The sequence below is a fragment of the Citrobacter sp. S39 genome (assembly GCF_009495675.1).
GTDB classification, from domain to species: Bacteria; Pseudomonadota; Gammaproteobacteria; order Enterobacterales; family Enterobacteriaceae; genus Citrobacter; species Citrobacter freundii.
In genome coordinates this window covers 82,003-99,192 of record NZ_CP045557.1, presented here as the reverse complement: position 1 = coordinate 99,192, position 17,190 = coordinate 82,003, and the positions used below count along the sequence as shown (strand labels likewise).

Sequence of the window (17,190 nt, the reverse complement as noted above, 5' to 3'; positions counted from 1 at the left end):
TTGTTTATGTCTGATAACGACAGTATATATGATCAGGATGAGGCCGAGTTGCTCTTGTCTCTTATTAAACCTTTCGAGAGCGCAATGTCTGATCCTGATGTAACTGAAATTATGTTTAATGTACCTGGTGAGTATTGGACTAAAGGTAAAGACGGAACTGTTAAAGTTGAATGCCCTGATATAACAACTAAGAAAATGATTTCGATCAATCGTTCAATTGCTGTTTATAACAAATCAAAAGAGCAAGCATTGAGTTACTTTCAGATGCCGGGAGGTGAGCGGTGTACAATTATACAACCACCCGCTTGCTTAAATGGTTACATGGGACTAATCATCCGTAAGTTCATTGAAAAATCATTTACATTACAACAGATAGTTGAACAAGGTGCATTTGAATCCGTTCAAAACACTTCGTTTAATTTGCTTACGGATGATGAAATTTTAGAGAGAAAAGACCGTAGAGATTTCAATAGAATTGAAGCAGTGGACGCCCAACTGCTTATGTACCTCAATCATGGTCAATATAAAGATTTTTTTGAGTACGCAATTAAGCATAAGAAGAATATCGTTATTTCTGGGGCGACGGGTTCAGGTAAAACTACGTTCATGCGTGCGTTAATAGAGTCTGTTGACCGCAGTGAACGAATCATAACGATGGAGGATGTTAACGAGCTTAAACTTGAATCTTTTCCAAATAAGCTACCGCTTATTTTTGGACGTGGAGAGGGGCGAATTAATCCTCAGCAGTTGCTTGAAGCATGTATGAGGGCGACACCTGATAGAATATTCTTGGCAGAATTACGCGGATATGAAACGTGGCACTATCTAATGTCTTTGAATACTGGACATCCTGGGTCAATTACGTCAGTTCATTCTGGTACTGCATACCGTGCATTTCAACGAATTGCGACACTAGCTATGCAATCAGAAGATGCGCGGTCGCTCGGTTTTGAAGTAATTAGAAACGAAGTGTATACAACGATTGATATTGTTGTTCAAATGCATAATAGAAAAGTTACAGAGATATTTTTCGATCCTATTTATGTTGCTAATCTTAAAAATCAAAATTGAAATATTGATTTAATTGATATAGAATGTTTATATTCTCGTTAGGATGCATACTATGACTTATAAAAAGCTAGTGTTGTTAACTGCATCTGCCATTACCTTAATGGGTTGCAGCAGTAAACCACCTGAACTTCCTAAGCCAGAGGGTGAGCGTATTGCGTTAAATCAGATGGGTATTCCTGCGGAACTGGCTATTGAAATTAATAGACAGTCCTATAAGGCGGCAGAATCAAATAAAACAGCCGTTAAGCCAGTGGTATCTACATTAACGCCTGTAGCCACAAATGCTAATGGTTTTTTGCATGCAAAAAATACGCAGGATGTAGCAAAAACTACGTCAAAGCCCGTTGTTAATACAGGTTCTACTAAAGTAGCTGGTACTGTAATTACAACCGCAAATAGTAATGGTGGTAAAAATCCATTTACCGGGGCTTCTAAAGCTGTTGAACAAAAAACTAATAGCATCGTATCACCGAAAATGTCAGCACCTATTGTTGTAACGGCAAACACACCTGCTTTTACTGCTGTTAATACCAATAAGAGTGTTAGTGTTGCTAGTGCAGCGCCTAAGCCAGCTAATATCATTAATCCTGTTCCCATTAAGTTACAACCAATAGGTAAACAATGGGGTGCTAAATCAGGGGAAACATTGAAGGGGGTGGTTAATCGCTGGACAGAAGGTGAGTTTTGTTCAGGGGCTAATAAATGGCAAGTTGTTTGGCCTGTTTTGATTGACTATCGAATAGATTCCCCATTGAGTTTTAATGGTAGTTATTTTGAGGTTCTGAATAAATTATTTGATTTATACAGAAAAGCAGATACTCCATTGTTTGTCGATGTATATAAATCTCAGTGCATAATTTCCGTATCTGATAAGCCTAATCAGACAAAATAGGGTTTTAAAATGAAATATAATCTTTTAGCTAAATGTATAGCTTTATCCTTTGTTTTGTCTGGATGCAGCATCAGCAGAATTAATGACACTATGGATAAAGCTGAATCAAATAATCAAATTGCCACAAAAGCAATGACTGATTTTACCGTAAATCGCCCTTCGGTAGTTTACAAAGATGAACAGTGGATTAATCCACAACCTTTAAAATTCAATCCAGAGGATGTACCACCGCCTGAGCTAACTTGTAAGGTTGCGTATAAACCAGTACGCCCTGTTGATATTTATCAGTTCGCGCAGGATGTTACCACGCTGTGTCATGTTCCTGTTCGTATCACTCCAGATGTTGCCATGTTGCTTTCTGGTCAAGGTGGTGGCAATGGCAGCACTCAGCAATTGTCTGCTGTTCCTCCCCCGGTTCTTGACAGTAACAACATGGTTTCTTTGCAATCACTCAATTCCCCTTCATCCACTGCTACATCTGGCCGTAGCATGGGAACGCGCTTCATCACCGACTTTGTTTATGAAGGTAATGGGAAAGGCTTGATGGATGCTGGGGCTTCTCGCTTCGGTGTCTCATGGAAATATGAGAATAATGCAATCACCATTTTCTATCTCGAAACGAAACGTTTTCAGATTGATGCAACTGATGCGAAAACTAAGCTCTATTCATTAGTTAAAAGCGGGATTTCAACGCAGTCAGGTACGTCAAATTCTTCTTCTGGAAGTTCGGGGTCTGGCGGTGTGAGTGGCGATTCTGGCTCAAACTCAAATACGGAAGTTCAGTTAGAGAACGATCTTTATGGTGATATTAAAACCACTGCACAAAGCATGCTAACACCCGGTGTTGGTCGATTAAGCATGAATAATACTTCTGGTGCAATTGTTGTTACTGACGTACCAGATGTTGTGCGTAATATCGGGAACTATCTTAATAGCGAAAACTCTTCGCTTAGTAAACAAGTAAAATTGAGTGTTAAAATCTACACCATTAATCTCAATAGAAATGATGAATTGGGGGTTAATTGGAATCTTGTCTGGAATAGCTTATCAGGTAAGTACGGCATTTCACTGGCTAACTCTTTCCCTTCAAGCACTGATGCGATCAGTGGAGGTTTTCAGGTATTAGATACTGCTACTGGTTCGGCAAAGCAGTTTGCGGGATCTGATGTGCTGTTTAAAGCACTTTCTGAGCAGGTTAAAGTATCTGATGTTAAAACCAACAATATCATGACAACTAACCTTGCTGCCGTGCCAGTTCAGGTGGCTAGCCAAGTTACATATTTACAAAGTGTAACGTCAGAGCAAACAAGTAACGTGGGTACTTCTGGTTCATTAAATCCGGGGTCGGTAACTACGGGTACTAATATTACAATTTTACCTAAAATAGCCCCGGACAGTAGCAAGATCATGCTGACTATGTTTATGGATATATCCAACCTTAAACAGATTCGACAGATTAATAATGCTGATAAAACTAATCTTATTGAAGCACCGGATGTAGACTCTAACTCTATTAACCAAAGGGTTTGGCTGAAACCTAACCAGACCATTGTTATGAGTGGTTTTGAACAGGAAGTTAGTGATGCAACTAAACAAGGGGTAGGAGATCCGAATAATATTATTTTCGGTGGCGGTATGAACGGTAAAAACAGCAAACGTATGTTTGTCATTTCTATAACCCCGGTTATCTCGTAAGGCTGCGCTATGAATGATGAATCGCAAATCCAGCATAAAAAAATCAAAGTCATTACAGTAAATGGAAACAACTTTGCTGTAGGACTTGATTGGAAAGCGCTTAACAATGCCCGTAAGCATATGAAGGAGGCAAAAGAATACGGGAAAAAAAATGGGCTTGATGTTGTAGCTATAAAAAAAGGTGATTTTATTCAAGCTGGGTTTGCGCCGAAACAAGCTAAAAGCATTAAAGGGATGTATTCTCTAGCACTGAGCCTCGTTTCTATAATTCCTGGTGCGTGGATAGGGGTATTTCCTATCCACGGTAATGATGAAGATTCTGACCAGTATATTCTTGTCGCGTCTGGAGATAACGGCGCTGTCATTCCTTGGACTGATGTTGTAGTAGATAAAGCTGATATTAAGAAGCTTGTTGATGGGTTGAAGAATGACCTTCATGATCCAGAACGCAATGAGCAGGTAAGCGTTATCGGTGATATTTCTTTCCCCTGGGTGACTCAAGAAGCAAACCTTAGTGATGTTTTAACTTCTGATGTTTTGAAGAAAGATTATAAGTTAAAACCTCTCACATTTGGGCTGACGCGCAAACAAATTGTTTATATATTTATCTTGTTAGCTGTAGCAATTGCAGCACTTCTTGCAATCAATTATTATTTAGAACAGCAAGCTATTGAGGCTGAGAGACTTAGACAAGCTGAAATAGCTAGGCAAGAAGAAATAAATAAGCAAGCAAAATATAAGATGATGATGGAAAGTTTAAAACATCCTTGGATTGAAAAACCAAGTGTTTATGATTTCATTGTCGCATGCGATATTGCAATAAAATCTATTCCATTATCAATAGAAGGGTGGAGACCTGTTTTGGTTGACTGTGAAAATAACCAAAATCCATCTTCAAAAGATAACGCTGTAATGCAGCTTGTTCCTGTTTATAATCGTGGGGGCGAAAGTACTGCCAACTCTGATAGTTTTGCAAAAAAAGTGCGGGAACTATTTAATACAGAGCCAGTCTTTAATATAAAGGATAGTACAGTAGCTTCTTTCATCTTACCTGTACAATCTAAAAAGAACGGTGATGATCCGCTTGAACCTATGTCAGAGCGGATAATTATGTTATCAACTGTTCTTCAAAAACATGGTATTGGGTATAATTATGTAGAAAATGTCCAAAAAGTAGAAACTACTGATGAAACTATTCCTCCTCCTGATTGGAGCGAGATTAAGTTTAGCTATGACTCGTCTATTACACCGCGTCTTATTTTTAAAACTTTAGCCTTGGACGGGATTAGGCTGAACAGAATTACTTATAAGATTAATAATGCGGAAGGTGAAACCAATTACAGTGTGGAAGGTACAGTATATGGCAAAAAATAACAGTTTTGCATGCAAAAAAATCATCGGTTTTATTTTATCTTTTCTTTTTTCATTACCGTCCTTTGCTCAGGATGTAAAGACTTTAGGCGACCTTGATGTTATTAATGCCGACACAACTATTTACAAGGCTATTGCGGCGCGTAAAAAGGCTCAATTAGAAGCTGAGAATCCCGAGATTCAAGCATCGCAAGTATCTCAATCGCCTTCAATGGGGATGCCGGGATATTCTCAGCCGCCAGCGACAACTGTTGTTAGAACTGATTCATTGCCAACAGTACTTCGTATTATGAATAAGCTAGTTCAATTAAAATATCCAGATGGTACAACTGATTGGAAAAGAGCAGGTGAAATGCTTCCGGGTGGTTATCAATTATCGACTGTCTCTGTTACAGGGGTTTGGGTTAACTCGATAAAAGATAATAAAAAATCTCTATTAAAAGATGAGGCTAATTAAATGGAAGAATATTTCTCTATTTCCAGTCAGTATGGGTTGTCTGATATTAACCCTAGTCCTTTTTTGGTCGAGAATATGCTTATTGCTACAAATGGAGAAAATCGAACTCTTTATGTAGTTAAAGACCATAAGCTTCATCCAGAAGTTATGGACTATCGCCAGCTTTTCTTTAAGCAATGGCCTCAGACTATATGGGAACCTATAGCGAAATCTAAGCTTATAGAGTTACAGCAGCGTAATGATGTGTTTACTTCTAAAGAAGAGCACTCAGATTTACAAGCTGATATTGTTCATACTTTCGAAGTTGCAGCAAAGCGTCGTGCTTCTGATATTCACATTCGCGTAGGAAATAAATACACTAAAATTTTCTTCCGAATTGATCAGAAACTTGTTTTTTATACTGACCTTGTAGACGATAAAGGCGTTCGCTTCGTGCAAGCCCTTTATCAGACTATGTGTGAAGGGCGCACCGCGCCTACATTTACTTTTTCTGAACCAGTTGATGCAAAGGTCAAAGAGTCACACGTCGAAAGCTTAGGCTTGAATGGTGGGCGTCTGGCAACCCGCCCGACAGATGAAAAAGGACTCATTGTAATTCGTCTGTTACGTAAAAATAATAAATCTCTAACTCTTCGTGAGTTAGGTGTTACTGACGAACAGGAGCGAATCTTACAGCGCGTAATTAGTAAACCCTCTGGTGTTGTTTTCATGAGTGGCCCGACTAACTCAGGTAAAAGTACTCTTGCAAAATGTATGGCTGAAATCGTTACTTCACGCGATCCTGGGATTCATCTACTGACCGTTGAAGATCCTATAGAGTCTACAATTGCCGGTGCTGTTCAGACACCTTTGATTTGCATTGATAGGGGCACTCCGGGCGCATTATCCAAAGCGTGGGGTGATGCAATTGCGAATCTCATGCGTTTAGATCCAGACCAAATTTATATTGGTGAGGTGAGGGATTTCACTTCTGCCACTGGCGCTATCTCTGCTGCCCAAACGGGGCAGAAAGTGTATACCACTATTCACACGCACAATCCAATCGACATTATCCCTCGACTGAAAAGCTTTAATGTTGATATGGATTTAATTACGGATTCTTCATTGCTCACATGTTTGATAGGTCAACGTCTGGCTCCTTTATTATGTGAACATTGTAAACAGGCTTATGTAAAACATTCGCATAAAGTTGATCCAGTTTATCGTGAGTTAATTGAAACGCATTGTATTCCGAGTGGTGTGTATATAGCCAATGAAGAAGGGTGTGAACACTGTAATCATACAGGCTATAAAGGTATGACAGGCATTTATGAAATTATCGAAACTAACGCTAATTTCATGCAAATTTTCCAGACTAAAGGTAAGCTCGCGGCGTATGAATATTGGTATCAGCAAGGAGGCCAAACATTAGCAGCTAATGCTATTAGTCTTATTAATCAGGGCAAGATTGATCCTGTTTACTCTCATAGTAATGTGAGTAGCCTCGATCGTGATATTCAAATGTTTACTGATGAAATTCGCAACTCTGTAACCTCAAAACTTAAAGTGGCTTGATATGAACGGATTTAATAGGTTTATAACTAGAGCTACATTCAATGCAAGTGATCGCATTGAATTATACGACAACTTTAGACAATACCTTCTTGATGGTGTTGAAGTTGATGTTGTCTACTCACGTTTAATTGAAAGTTATACTAGGCGAGGTAAAAAACCTAATCACCCCATTGCGGAGATCCTGCGTGAATGTTCTTCTCATTTAGCTACAGGCAGCACCCTGGCTGAATCTTTAGCAGAGTGGATTCCAGAATCTGAGCGAAGTGTCATAGAGGCTAGTGATGCTGTTAATGCTACAGCCGATGGGTTCTATCGCGCTGAAAAAATGGCTAAAGATTTAAAGAGAATGAAATCATCTATGTTTGGTGCTGTTGCGATGCTTTTATTTATGTTTCTATGTTTCTTTACTTTGTTGGCAATGATATGTTCAATGCTAATTCCTTATATATTACAAACCACCCCTTTATATATGTGGGGGAGCGCTCAAAAAGTTATTTATTATTTCTATGTTTTTATTTCTGAATTTTGGTATATTGCAATAGCAGCAGTGCTGGCAACGATTTATTTAGTTGTTTATTCTCTTCCACGATGGACGGGAAATGGTCGTTACCATGCAGATAAGTTTTTACCATATTCAATTTATAGAACTCTAAATGGAGCTATATTTGTATCAAACGTTGATGCTATGCTTTCATCCGGTATTCCATTGCGTGATGCGCTATTGAAAATTAAAGGTAGCTCTCGTAGTAAATGGTTGATTGAACGTATTGATGGTGCTTTGATTGGATTATCTCATGGTGAGGGTAATCTAGGGGCTGCACTCGATTCAAGTGGATATGACTTCCCTAGTGAAGATGCAATAATTAAATTATGCAGTGTTTTCGACACATCTAATAAGAGCGGATCGTTAACCAGTTTTAGTGACCGTTGGCAAGAGTCAACTATTTCGGCCTTAGAAAAGGCTAGTAAATCAATTCAGGTTATGGGGATGTTGGGGTGTGCATTCGGTATTATAGGTGTTTGCTTTATTCTCTCTCCATTAATTACAGCGATGTTTAATGTTTAGTATCTAAAGGGGTAGTTTATGAAAAGTATGAAGAAAGGTGTTTGGCAAATTGGTGATGGTGTCGGCGGTTGGGCAATGGGTATCGCAGGGCTTGTAGCTGTAGCCTCTATCATCGGTTGGGCAATGCTCAAGCCTAATACAGCATCTGAAATTCAGGGTATTACCACGATCATGCAGGAGATGCGTCAGCTACGAAACTCCACTGGTTATGGCACATCTGACTATGTACCAGCTCTTGCAGGATCACTTGGTAAATCCGTTACTGTTACTTCTGGTAAGCTTTATAATAAATCCGGTGGCGATATTACAGTTGTCGGTGCGGGAGTCGGGTTTACGGTTACTACAACAAAATTAAGTCAATCTGACTGCATCAAACTTGCTACAACGCTTAGCGGGGCTGATGTTACCACAACAAAAATCAATAATGGTTCTTCTTTCACTGGTGAAGTTCCTACTGTAAGTGCTCAAACAGCATGTACAGCGGGTAATACTAACAGCCTTGCTTTCACTACTAGCTCATAAAACAATATGAAAAGAAAGCTTAACGAAACTTTGTTCACCGATATTTATATTGGTGAACATTATATGGAGGTCAAGGGGTTGTTTGGTGCGGGCGTTCTGCTCGCACCTGCGCCTGATGATATTCTTGAAGATATTAATGAACTCAAGGATGTTTGTTATTCAAAACATAATGAAAGTGGGAGAACAGAGTTTTCTGTTCGACATGATGGTGTCATTTATCGTGTAACTCTATCAAAAAATACTATTGGTGAAATTAATTATGTAATTCGCCAAACTCAAAATAAAATCATTCCGGCTTCGGAAGTAGGCATACCTCCTTTTGTCTTAGATTTAATTGTTAATCCTTCGACTGTTGGACTTGTTTTAGTGTCAGGTAAAATGGGGGTAGGTAAAACAACAACGGCAGCCTCTGTTCTTAGTTTCAGAACTTCCCAAGCTGGAAGTCTTTCAGTTGCTATTGAAGATCCTATTGAAACTTTGCTCGATGGCCGTCATGGTGATGGTCGGTGCATACAGCTTGAAATCGGTGAGCACGAAGGGTATTCCTCTGCTTTAAAGAAAGCTATGCGAATGGGGGTTAGTAATCTATTAATCGGTGAAATTCGTGATGCTGATACTGCGCATGAAGCACTGAAAGCATCTATTAATGGGATGTTCGTAATTGCTACTATTCATGCAAATAGTATTATTGATGCTATAGAGCGATTTGATATTCTATGTTCAGAAAAGAATACTAACTCTAAATCTATTATTTCACGTTCTCTTTGTGCTGTTATGCACCAGACGATGGATTACGTGGAACGTAACGGTGCGGTAGTGGATAGAAATGTTAACATCACTGCATTTCATGCGCAGAATGAAAATGAGAGGCAAAAAATAAGAACTAAAATTTCATCTGGTGATTTTTTAGGGTTAAATGAAATTATTAAAAACCTCAATCAACAAAGAACAAACAATACGCGAGGGAATTATTAATGAAAAATATGAAAAAAGGCGTTTGGCAAATTGGTGATGGGGTAGGGGGATGGGCATTAGGTATTGCAGGTTTAGCTATGTTAGTTATCCCTACACTTTTTTATTTTTCAAACGACCAGTCATATTCTAATGCGGCGCAGCATGCAACAAGAGTTTCAAATGCTGCTGAGAAATTTATTTCTGATAATGCGGCTACTATATCTGCGGGGGCTACGCCTACAGCACCTTATGTTTTTAATACGCAAACTTTGATTGATAATGGTTATTTACCAACCGGGTTTGCTCCTAAAAACACCTTTAGTCAAGATTATCAAATAAGAGTTTTAGAGCCTACTGCTAACAAGTTTCAAACATTAGTTGTGACTATTAATGGTCAAGCCCTTAGTGATTCAGCAGCGCGTAAAATTGCTACACGAATTGGAGCCGATGGGGGCTTTGTTGATAAAGGTATCGCTAAAGGTTCTTTAGGCGCTTGGACTCAAGATTTGGCTGCGTTCGGTGTATCTCCTGGTAATGGACATATTGCTATCGCTCAGTTTTATAAAAACACCGTTAGTTCAAATGATTACCTGTATCGAAAGTCTGTGCCTGGTCATCCTGAACTAAACACTATGAGTACAGCCTTGAACATGGGGGGGAATGATGTTTCGCATGCAAAAAATATAGATGCATCAGGAAACGTCATTTCAAGCGCTACGGTACAGGGCGCGGCAGTTAACTCTACCGGAAACATGACTGCAACAGGTACTGTAACCGCGCAAACGACGAATACGGCTGGAGAAACGTATACGGGGGGATGGTTCCGTACTCGCGGTGATACTGGTTGGTATAGTGAGAAATGGGGTGGCGGTTTTCATATGACGGATTCTTCATGGATTCGCGCTTATCAAAACAAGGGTATTTATACAGGTGGTCAAGTTCAAGCTGGTACTGTTCAGTCCAATGGCCGTATGACTGCAAATGAGTTTTTGCAGATCAATGGAGTTGCCACTGCGGGGTGGGGATGTTCCCCAAATGGGCTTGTAGGTCGCGATGCAGCGGGTGGCATACTTTCCTGTCAATCCGGTGCGTGGGTAGGCACTAAACTTTTGGATAAAAACATCGTCACCGGAAACACTACATGCTCGTCTACTGCAATGTCTGTAGCGACTTGTCCTTCAGGTAAAACTATTGCTTCAGGCGGCTGGAGGCTAACTTGGTATGGCAGCGGTAACAACGCGCCTGATAGCTCGTACCCAAGAAATACAACCCAATGGGTGACTAATTCAAATGGCGATAATAACTGCTTCCAGTCTGTAGCAATGTGCGAATAACACACCTGTCAATCCGGTGCGTGGACTAAAACGCTCAAACTAACCAAAAGTACAATGTCGGCTAGCGCATTTGGTTATACGTCCGGGTGGACAACACAACAACATGATTTTTGCGCATTGTCATACTTCTACTTAGAAGATAATAGAAATCAACATTGCGAACTAAAAGAAGATCCGATCAACTCAGGAACTTGGCGGCTTCGTGCTGATGATGCGAGTTGCCGCGCTGTTTGCGTAGATTTTTAATCGTGGAATGTTTCTGTCAATCCGGTACGTGGAAATATTCAGGGGGAAGCACTGTACACACTGGCCTAATCGGTAATGGACAACAAATACCACTACCAAATGGCTTTATCCAAAACCAGTGTAGCTGGAGTGTTAGTAACAGTGAAAACCCCCACGGTTGGAAGCCTAATTACTTTGCTGGGCAGGTAGCGACTGCTGATGCAAACCGGATAGTAAAGTGTGGTTATTATGATGAATACAATTTTCACCCAGGAACAAACAGACCTGACCTGTCGGGTAAATGTAGTTTCATAATAAGCTGTTCGTAACTGTCAATCCGGTGTGTGGAAAAGCTCTAGCCTAGGATCATTTCAGCGCACTTATGGAAACAGCGCTTGTGGTGAGCATGGAGTCTCTAAAGCCGTGTGTCCTAGTGGTCAGCGTGTTATTTCAGGCGGCTGGACTTTATCTGGTTGGTCAGGAAACGACGGTAGAAACGCCCCCGATTCAAGCCAGCCTATAAGTGAAAATACATGGCAGATAGTTACCGGAGGAGGAAATAGTGGCGGACAGTGCTTACGTGCCGTTGCTTACTGCGCTGATAACTAACCTGTCAATCCGGTGTGTGGTCTGGAGCCGGTAATAGTCAGATCGTAAGTGCTACTGCTACCGCATGGCGTTTCCCATCTACAACCGCTTGGTGTCCAGCGGGAAAAAAAGTAGTTGGGGGTGGAGCCACCTGTAGTACGCCCGGAGGGTCGATATGGCTTGTGCATTCATTACCTATAGGAGACAACGGCTGGAGTGGTACTTGTGATACTACGCAAAAGCAAAATGCCTCAATTGTTGTTTATGCAACATGCCTTTGACCGTGGTCTAGACAGAGGCTTTTTATTAGGTTTGAGCTAACTGTCAATCCGGTGTGTGGCGTAGCGGTGATTCAAATTCAGGAAAATATACTTATCTTGGTGGTTTTTGGGGAGTTTATTCCGCTTCAAACCCCGGCACATCTACGCTTTGGGTTTTTGCTCAAGGCGGGAACAGCGCCGGGAGTGGTTCTTGCCGCAATGTATCCAGGCTTGAAGGTTATGTAGATAGTGCGTTGATAAGCGTGAATGCCGACAATAGTCCATCATTTGGTAAATCAGCTTTTATTAGCTTTGCAGTTCCTCCGGGATCTTCATTTCGTATCACTTCATACCCAACGGAAAACGTATCATGCGGTTCCGGTGTTTTCAGTGTGTATGGGTATCAATAATCCTGTCAATCCGGTACGTGGAAATCAAGCCAAGTTAAGTTCACCACACAGGTCTATAACATCGGGCAAAATGTTGTGGATCAATATATCGGTATACATGCGTACTGCTCATGGACATATCTGTTCAGCGCCCCTTTGGGTGGAACTCAAAAGGTATATAGTGACGGGAACAACGGCTGGAGAGTCACCAATACTCCTTATAACGGCTTCCAAACTGGCTCTACAGTTTCGGTGACTTGTCTTAATCTTCCCGGCGCTGGGATTTAACTGTCAATCCGGTGTGTGGGCTGGAGCAGGTAATAAGGCTATTGAACGTTTAACTTGGTCTATTAGCTCTGGTAACAACTACGGCGACGCATGCCAGGCTTCCCTCAATTCTAAAGGCTTAACGGCGCAAGGCTGGGTTGCCACTGGTTCTGATGCATGTACAGAAGATAACCAAATATGCACTGTCGATAATGTAAGATGTTTTGCGGTAAGGCTGAATTAACTAGCCTGTCAATCCGGTGTGTGGTCTGGCGGCGCTAAAATTAACTCCAGTGCCTGTCAATGGGTGTCGTCACCTGATGCCTGGGTGAATCCGGGTAAAAGGCAATTCTATAAAACTGCAACATGCCCCGCTGGTTCAGTTCAGTCTGGTAGTAGATTCATGATCTGGCCTGGCGCATTAGATGATGAACACGTTGATGTTCTTTGCTGCCCTTTCAGCTAACTGTCAATCCGGTGCGTGGGCATCCAGCACAAACTACAACGGAAGTTACTCTTCACTCGGAGCATTTATTTCAACTTACACATCGGTTAACGGCACTGGACGTCCAATGACAGTTTATGCTTCTGGTGGCGTTTCTACTGTAGATAGAAAAATTAAAGACGGCGACAATTGCCGTAATACTTGGGATCTTACAGGAATAGTTGATGGTCGTATCATTACATCCGCTGGTACAGCTAACTCAGACTGGAGCAAATCTGGCTCTATAAATTTTATAATTCCGGCTGGCGCGACGTTCAGTATAACGTCAAGCCCATTACCCTCATATGGATGCTCCCCCGGTAGCTTTAGTCTCGTTACTTACTACTGATCGGCGGTTAATTTACCGCCCCGTTCAGCACCTTACATCCCTGTCAATCCGGTACGTGGAAAAACAACGGAATAGGCAGTCGTAATGTGGTAAATGGCAATCAGGCATGCGGTAGTGGCCAATATTCGAAAGCATACTGTCCGTCAGGATCGCAAATGATTAGTGGCGGGTACTCTCTCACTCGCTGGAGCGGTGGAAGCGGCTGGAACTCTCCAGATGATAGCAGACCATCACTAAATGAAAATGCGTGGCTCATCTATACTGGTGGTGGTGTAACTGGAGGCACATGTATGACAGCTATTGCGTTGTGTACTTCAAACTAAAATTTATCTGTCAATCCGGTGTGTGGCAATCATTCCAAAACAAATTCTCTATACAGGCTTTTAATGTGGGGAAGAACATCACTGATAAGGATATTGGAACCCATGCTTATTGCTCATGGACGCACTTGAACGGTTCACCTTTTGGCGGCTTTCAAAAGGTATATGCAGATAGTTCAAATCGCTGGTTTGTTACCAATACAAGATGGGGAGATTACGAATCAGGAGGAACAATCACTGTCACTTGCTTAAATCTACCAGGTGCTGGGATTTAACTGTCAATCCGGTGTGTGGGCAAAACCCTCTTACAGAATCCCATGCAGGGATACACGAACAGGCCAGCCGATTAGAAATGCCAATATTAAGGCCACTGGTTCTGGGCGTGGCGACCCACTTGCTGATGATATATATGTGTCATGTGATAGGGAGGGATTTATGTCCGTGATAATGGGTATAGGGTATTGATTTTACAGCGCATGTCACTACTTTTTGGCTGTTTGCATTACTGGAAACGAAACACGCTGAACGTGCCGTAATCGCAACCGTAGCTCATCATTCCATTCGATGCGATTGTGAACGTAGAGCCATTCGGAACGTCAAAAACAATGCTACCACTTTTACCCCACTGTGAGTTTCCGTCTACCGAATTTGCGACGGTGTAGCCGCCAACTGAGGCTGTCAGTGAAAACGTATTTGCACAGTTATCTGAGTTACCAAAGTTGATTTTTTGGGGGGGAGGATTGCCTCCCCAGGCATAGATTTTAAACTGTTTTCCAGTTGTGTTGCTGCTACTAAAAACGCCTTTAAACGCTCCGAGAGAGGTGTAAATGCCATCAGATGGAGAGGGGGAACGCCAGGCACCGGATTGACAGGTAAATTCAGCACGTAGGTGTGTAACCGATTACTCTCCAGTAGTAACCTTCAACTGGATAATCGTCGTTAGTCACTAGCATGCCGGAACTCGATAAATTGTAAGCACCCATATCACCTCCGCGTACACCGTTTTTCGGCATATTAATTGCGGTAACAGTTGCACTAAATGCGGCGGTCATATAGTGCGGAAATGATTCATAACGCGAGCCATCATTACCAAGAGCGCCGCCCTGTCCCCATTGTTCGATAAGACCAGTTCGGGGATTACATGACCAGCCGTTCTTGCCTAATTGCACAATCATATCTCCGCTTTTCCACACGCCGGATTGACAGGTTAGCTAAATGGGCAGCAATACACATCAACATGCTCATCATCTAAGGCTTTAGGCCATAACATGAATCGACTTCCTGTTTGAACAAATCCCACAGGACATAAAGCAGTTTTATAAAACTGTCGCTGTCCTGGATTTACCCACGCATCAGGTGAAACTATCCACTGACAAGCGGAATTGTTTATCTTTCCAGCACCGCGCCACACGCCGGATTGACAGTTACCTTGCGCACATTGCATAAGCTGCAAAACAGTTGTTATTTGAACCAGCCCCTGTGACTACCCATCTGTTATTAGCTACATCGGGATAACTGCCGTCAGGGGCGTTGTAGGCATTACTGGCATTGCCTGAGAAATAGGTCAGGTTATATCCGCCAGATAACAACCGATTACCAGCCGGACATGCAGCATATGAGTAGGTTTTATTGCAGCCACTGGCACCAATAACAACGAAACTCTCTATATCTGAACGGGCTGATTTCCACACGCCGGATTGACAGTTAGCTAAATGGACAGCAATACGCATCGACATGCTCATCGTCAACGCTCTTAGATACGCCGAACATTCGCGTGCCGGTCATTACATAGCCAGCAGGACAAATCACAGGTTTGTACGTTACATCACCGCCAGCACCACCTGCAAAATAGTTGTACGCCACTGGCGACTCGAACCAGGCACAACCTTGAATACTAACTTTGCCGCCACCGCTCCACACGCCGGATTGACAGATTAATTAATTCAGTCTGACTGCAAAACATCTAACGTTGTCTATAGTGCAAGTCTGGTTATCTTCTGTACAAGCATCAGATCCAGTGGCGATCCAACCTTGTGCCGTTAACCCGCTCGAATTCAAGGAAGTCTGGCAAATATCGCCGTAGTTATTCCCTGAATTTACTGACCATGTGTAACGCTGTATTTTTTTTTCCCCAGAATTAGCCCACACACCGGATTGACAGGATTATTGCATTTTTCTCTGAAGGCTTTATTTTCTTCACCTTTTTAGGAGTAATGATGTCTTCCGTTGCGCGTATTAGAAAAATGCCCCTCAGTCGTGGCCTCGATAAATATTACGAATCAGTATCCGTTCATAAAAAGGGTCACCTTCAGGAGTTTTACCGAACCAACGTCATTAAGCGCCACCCACTGGCCAGCAGGAATATGGACGAAATCACCACGGTTGATATTGCCGCCTACCGTGATGAAAGACTGACCCAGCGCAACCCCAGGACGGGGAACCCTATCACCGGTAATACAGTAAGACTTGAGCTGGCGCTATTGTCATCGCTTTTCGGTATTGCACGTGTGGAATGGGGAACCTGCCGTAGCAATCCGGTCGAATTAGTGCGTAAACCAAAAGTATCAAAAGGTCGTGATCGCCGCCTGACATCCACTGAAGAGCGCAGACTGTCCCGGTATTTCCGCGAGCGAAACTTAATGCTGTATATAATCTTTCATCTCGCGCTGGAAACGGCCATGCGTCAGGGTGAAATCCTTAACCTGAAATGGGAATATATTGACCTGCAGCATGGCGTAGCACACCTGCCAGACACCAAGAATGGGTCATCGCGTGACGTCCCCCTCTCACGTAAGGCACGCAATCTACTTCAGATGATGCCGGCCCTGCTCAAAGGTAAAGTATTTTCATATACGTCATCCGGTTTCAAAAGCGCCTGGCGGCTCGCCCTCAAGGCCCTCACGATCGAAAATCTGCATTTTCATGATCTTCGACACGAGGCCATCAGTCGCTTTTTCGAGCTCGGTACACTGAACGTTATGGAAGTCGCTGCCATTTCGGGTCATCGGTCGATGAATATGCTTAAACGCTACACCCATCTGAGAGCCTACCAACTGGTCAGCAAGCTGGACGCGCGACGGCGCCAGACTCAAAAGATTGCCCCCTACTTCGTACCCTATCCCGCACTGGTAGAACAGGATTGCGGAAGTACTGGTGACATAAGAGTGATGCTATGCGACTTTGAAAACTTAATGGTGTCGGCGCCGACCCGCGAACTTGCTCTGACCCGCGCCAGCGAACTGCTACTGCGCACTCTGGCACTTGCAGCCCAGCGCGGCGAACGAGTCCCTGCACCAGGGGAACTCCCCATCAAGACAAACGACCACATCATGATTTGTCCGCTTAACCCCGCCCAGGCTCTCTCGGCCCGGGCGTAACCTTTATCCTGGAGG

15 protein-coding genes are annotated in these 17,190 nt (G+C 42.5%); 13 read left to right on the top strand and 2 right to left on the bottom strand.

Annotated features, from left to right (window positions below; translation table 11 throughout):
- Positions 1-6 precede the first annotated feature (6 nt).
- From virB11 to GFB57_RS24970, 12 genes are all read left to right on the top strand, one after another.
- Positions 7-1,071, top strand: coding sequence for a P-type DNA transfer ATPase VirB11 (gene virB11, locus GFB57_RS25025; RefSeq protein ID WP_109862481.1), 1,065 nt, complete (start codon positions 7-9; stop codon positions 1,069-1,071).
- Positions 1,072-1,123: 52 nt separating this feature from the next.
- Positions 1,124-1,963 carry a toxin co-regulated pilus biosynthesis Q family protein gene (locus GFB57_RS25020; protein WP_290366986.1) on the top strand — a complete coding sequence of 280 codons (840 nt, stop codon included), beginning with the start codon at positions 1,124-1,126 and terminating at the stop codon, positions 1,961-1,963.
- Between the two features lie 9 nt (positions 1,964-1,972).
- Positions 1,973-3,658, top strand: coding sequence for a PilN family type IVB pilus formation outer membrane protein (locus GFB57_RS25015; protein ID WP_119918913.1), 1,686 nt, complete (start codon positions 1,973-1,975; stop codon positions 3,656-3,658).
- Between the two features lie 9 nt (positions 3,659-3,667).
- Positions 3,668-5,032: a type 4b pilus protein PilO2 gene (gene pilO2, locus GFB57_RS25010; protein WP_290366985.1), complete on the top strand. Its 1,365-nt coding sequence runs from the start codon at positions 3,668-3,670 to the stop codon at positions 5,030-5,032.
- The gene (gene pilP, locus GFB57_RS25005) at positions 5,019-5,486 is read left to right on the top strand and encodes a type IV pilus biogenesis protein PilP (RefSeq protein ID WP_181654465.1); all 468 of its coding nucleotides are present in this window, start codon (positions 5,019-5,021) and stop codon (positions 5,484-5,486) included. Before pilO2 ends, pilP begins: the two co-directional genes overlap by 14 nt.
- A complete protein-coding gene (locus GFB57_RS25000) occupies positions 5,487-7,040 on the top strand; it encodes an ATPase, T2SS/T4P/T4SS family (RefSeq protein ID WP_222214641.1) in 1,554 nt (517 codons plus the stop codon).
- Position 7,041: 1 nt separating this feature from the next.
- Positions 7,042-8,106 (top strand): type II secretion system F family protein, encoded by a 1,065-nt coding sequence (locus GFB57_RS24995; RefSeq protein WP_109862487.1) that lies wholly within the window; start codon positions 7,042-7,044, stop codon positions 8,104-8,106.
- A gap of 18 nt (positions 8,107-8,124) precedes the next feature.
- Entirely contained in the window at positions 8,125-8,628 is a 504-nt protein-coding gene (locus GFB57_RS24990; RefSeq protein WP_109862488.1) for a type 4 pilus major pilin, read from the top strand.
- A 6-nt stretch (positions 8,629-8,634) separates the two neighbouring features.
- Entirely contained in the window at positions 8,635-9,603 is a 969-nt protein-coding gene (locus GFB57_RS24985; RefSeq protein ID WP_119918917.1) for an ATPase, T2SS/T4P/T4SS family, read from the top strand.
- Positions 9,603-10,916 carry a shufflon system plasmid conjugative transfer pilus tip adhesin PilV gene (pilV, locus tag GFB57_RS24980; protein ID WP_290366984.1) on the top strand — a complete coding sequence of 438 codons (1,314 nt, stop codon included), beginning with the start codon at positions 9,603-9,605 and terminating at the stop codon, positions 10,914-10,916. Before GFB57_RS24985 ends, pilV begins: the two co-directional genes overlap by 1 nt.
- A gap of 2,154 nt (positions 10,917-13,070) precedes the next feature.
- Positions 13,071-13,478 (top strand): prepilin, shufflon protein A, encoded by a 408-nt coding sequence (locus GFB57_RS24975; RefSeq protein ID WP_290366983.1) that lies wholly within the window; start codon positions 13,071-13,073, stop codon positions 13,476-13,478.
- 286 nt (positions 13,479-13,764) lie between these two features.
- Complete coding sequence (locus GFB57_RS24970) at positions 13,765-14,073, top strand: shufflon protein C (RefSeq protein ID WP_285279446.1); 309 nt, start codon at positions 13,765-13,767, stop codon at positions 14,071-14,073.
- Between the two features lie 603 nt (positions 14,074-14,676).
- Here GFB57_RS24970 and GFB57_RS24965 read toward each other — a convergent pair.
- Positions 14,677-14,973, bottom strand: a complete 297-nt coding sequence (locus GFB57_RS24965; RefSeq protein ID WP_153754043.1) for a hypothetical protein — start codon at positions 14,971-14,973, stop codon at positions 14,677-14,679.
- A 249-nt stretch (positions 14,974-15,222) separates the two neighbouring features.
- Complete coding sequence (locus tag GFB57_RS24960) at positions 15,223-15,528, bottom strand: hypothetical protein (RefSeq protein ID WP_249457699.1); 306 nt, start codon at positions 15,526-15,528, stop codon at positions 15,223-15,225.
- Between the two features lie 486 nt (positions 15,529-16,014).
- Here GFB57_RS24960 and GFB57_RS24955 point away from each other — a divergent pair, with 486 nt between their 5' ends.
- Positions 16,015-17,175 carry a site-specific integrase gene (locus tag GFB57_RS24955; RefSeq protein WP_228553303.1) on the top strand — a complete coding sequence of 387 codons (1,161 nt, stop codon included), beginning with the start codon at positions 16,015-16,017 and terminating at the stop codon, positions 17,173-17,175.
- The last annotated feature ends 15 nt before the right edge of the window (positions 17,176-17,190 follow it).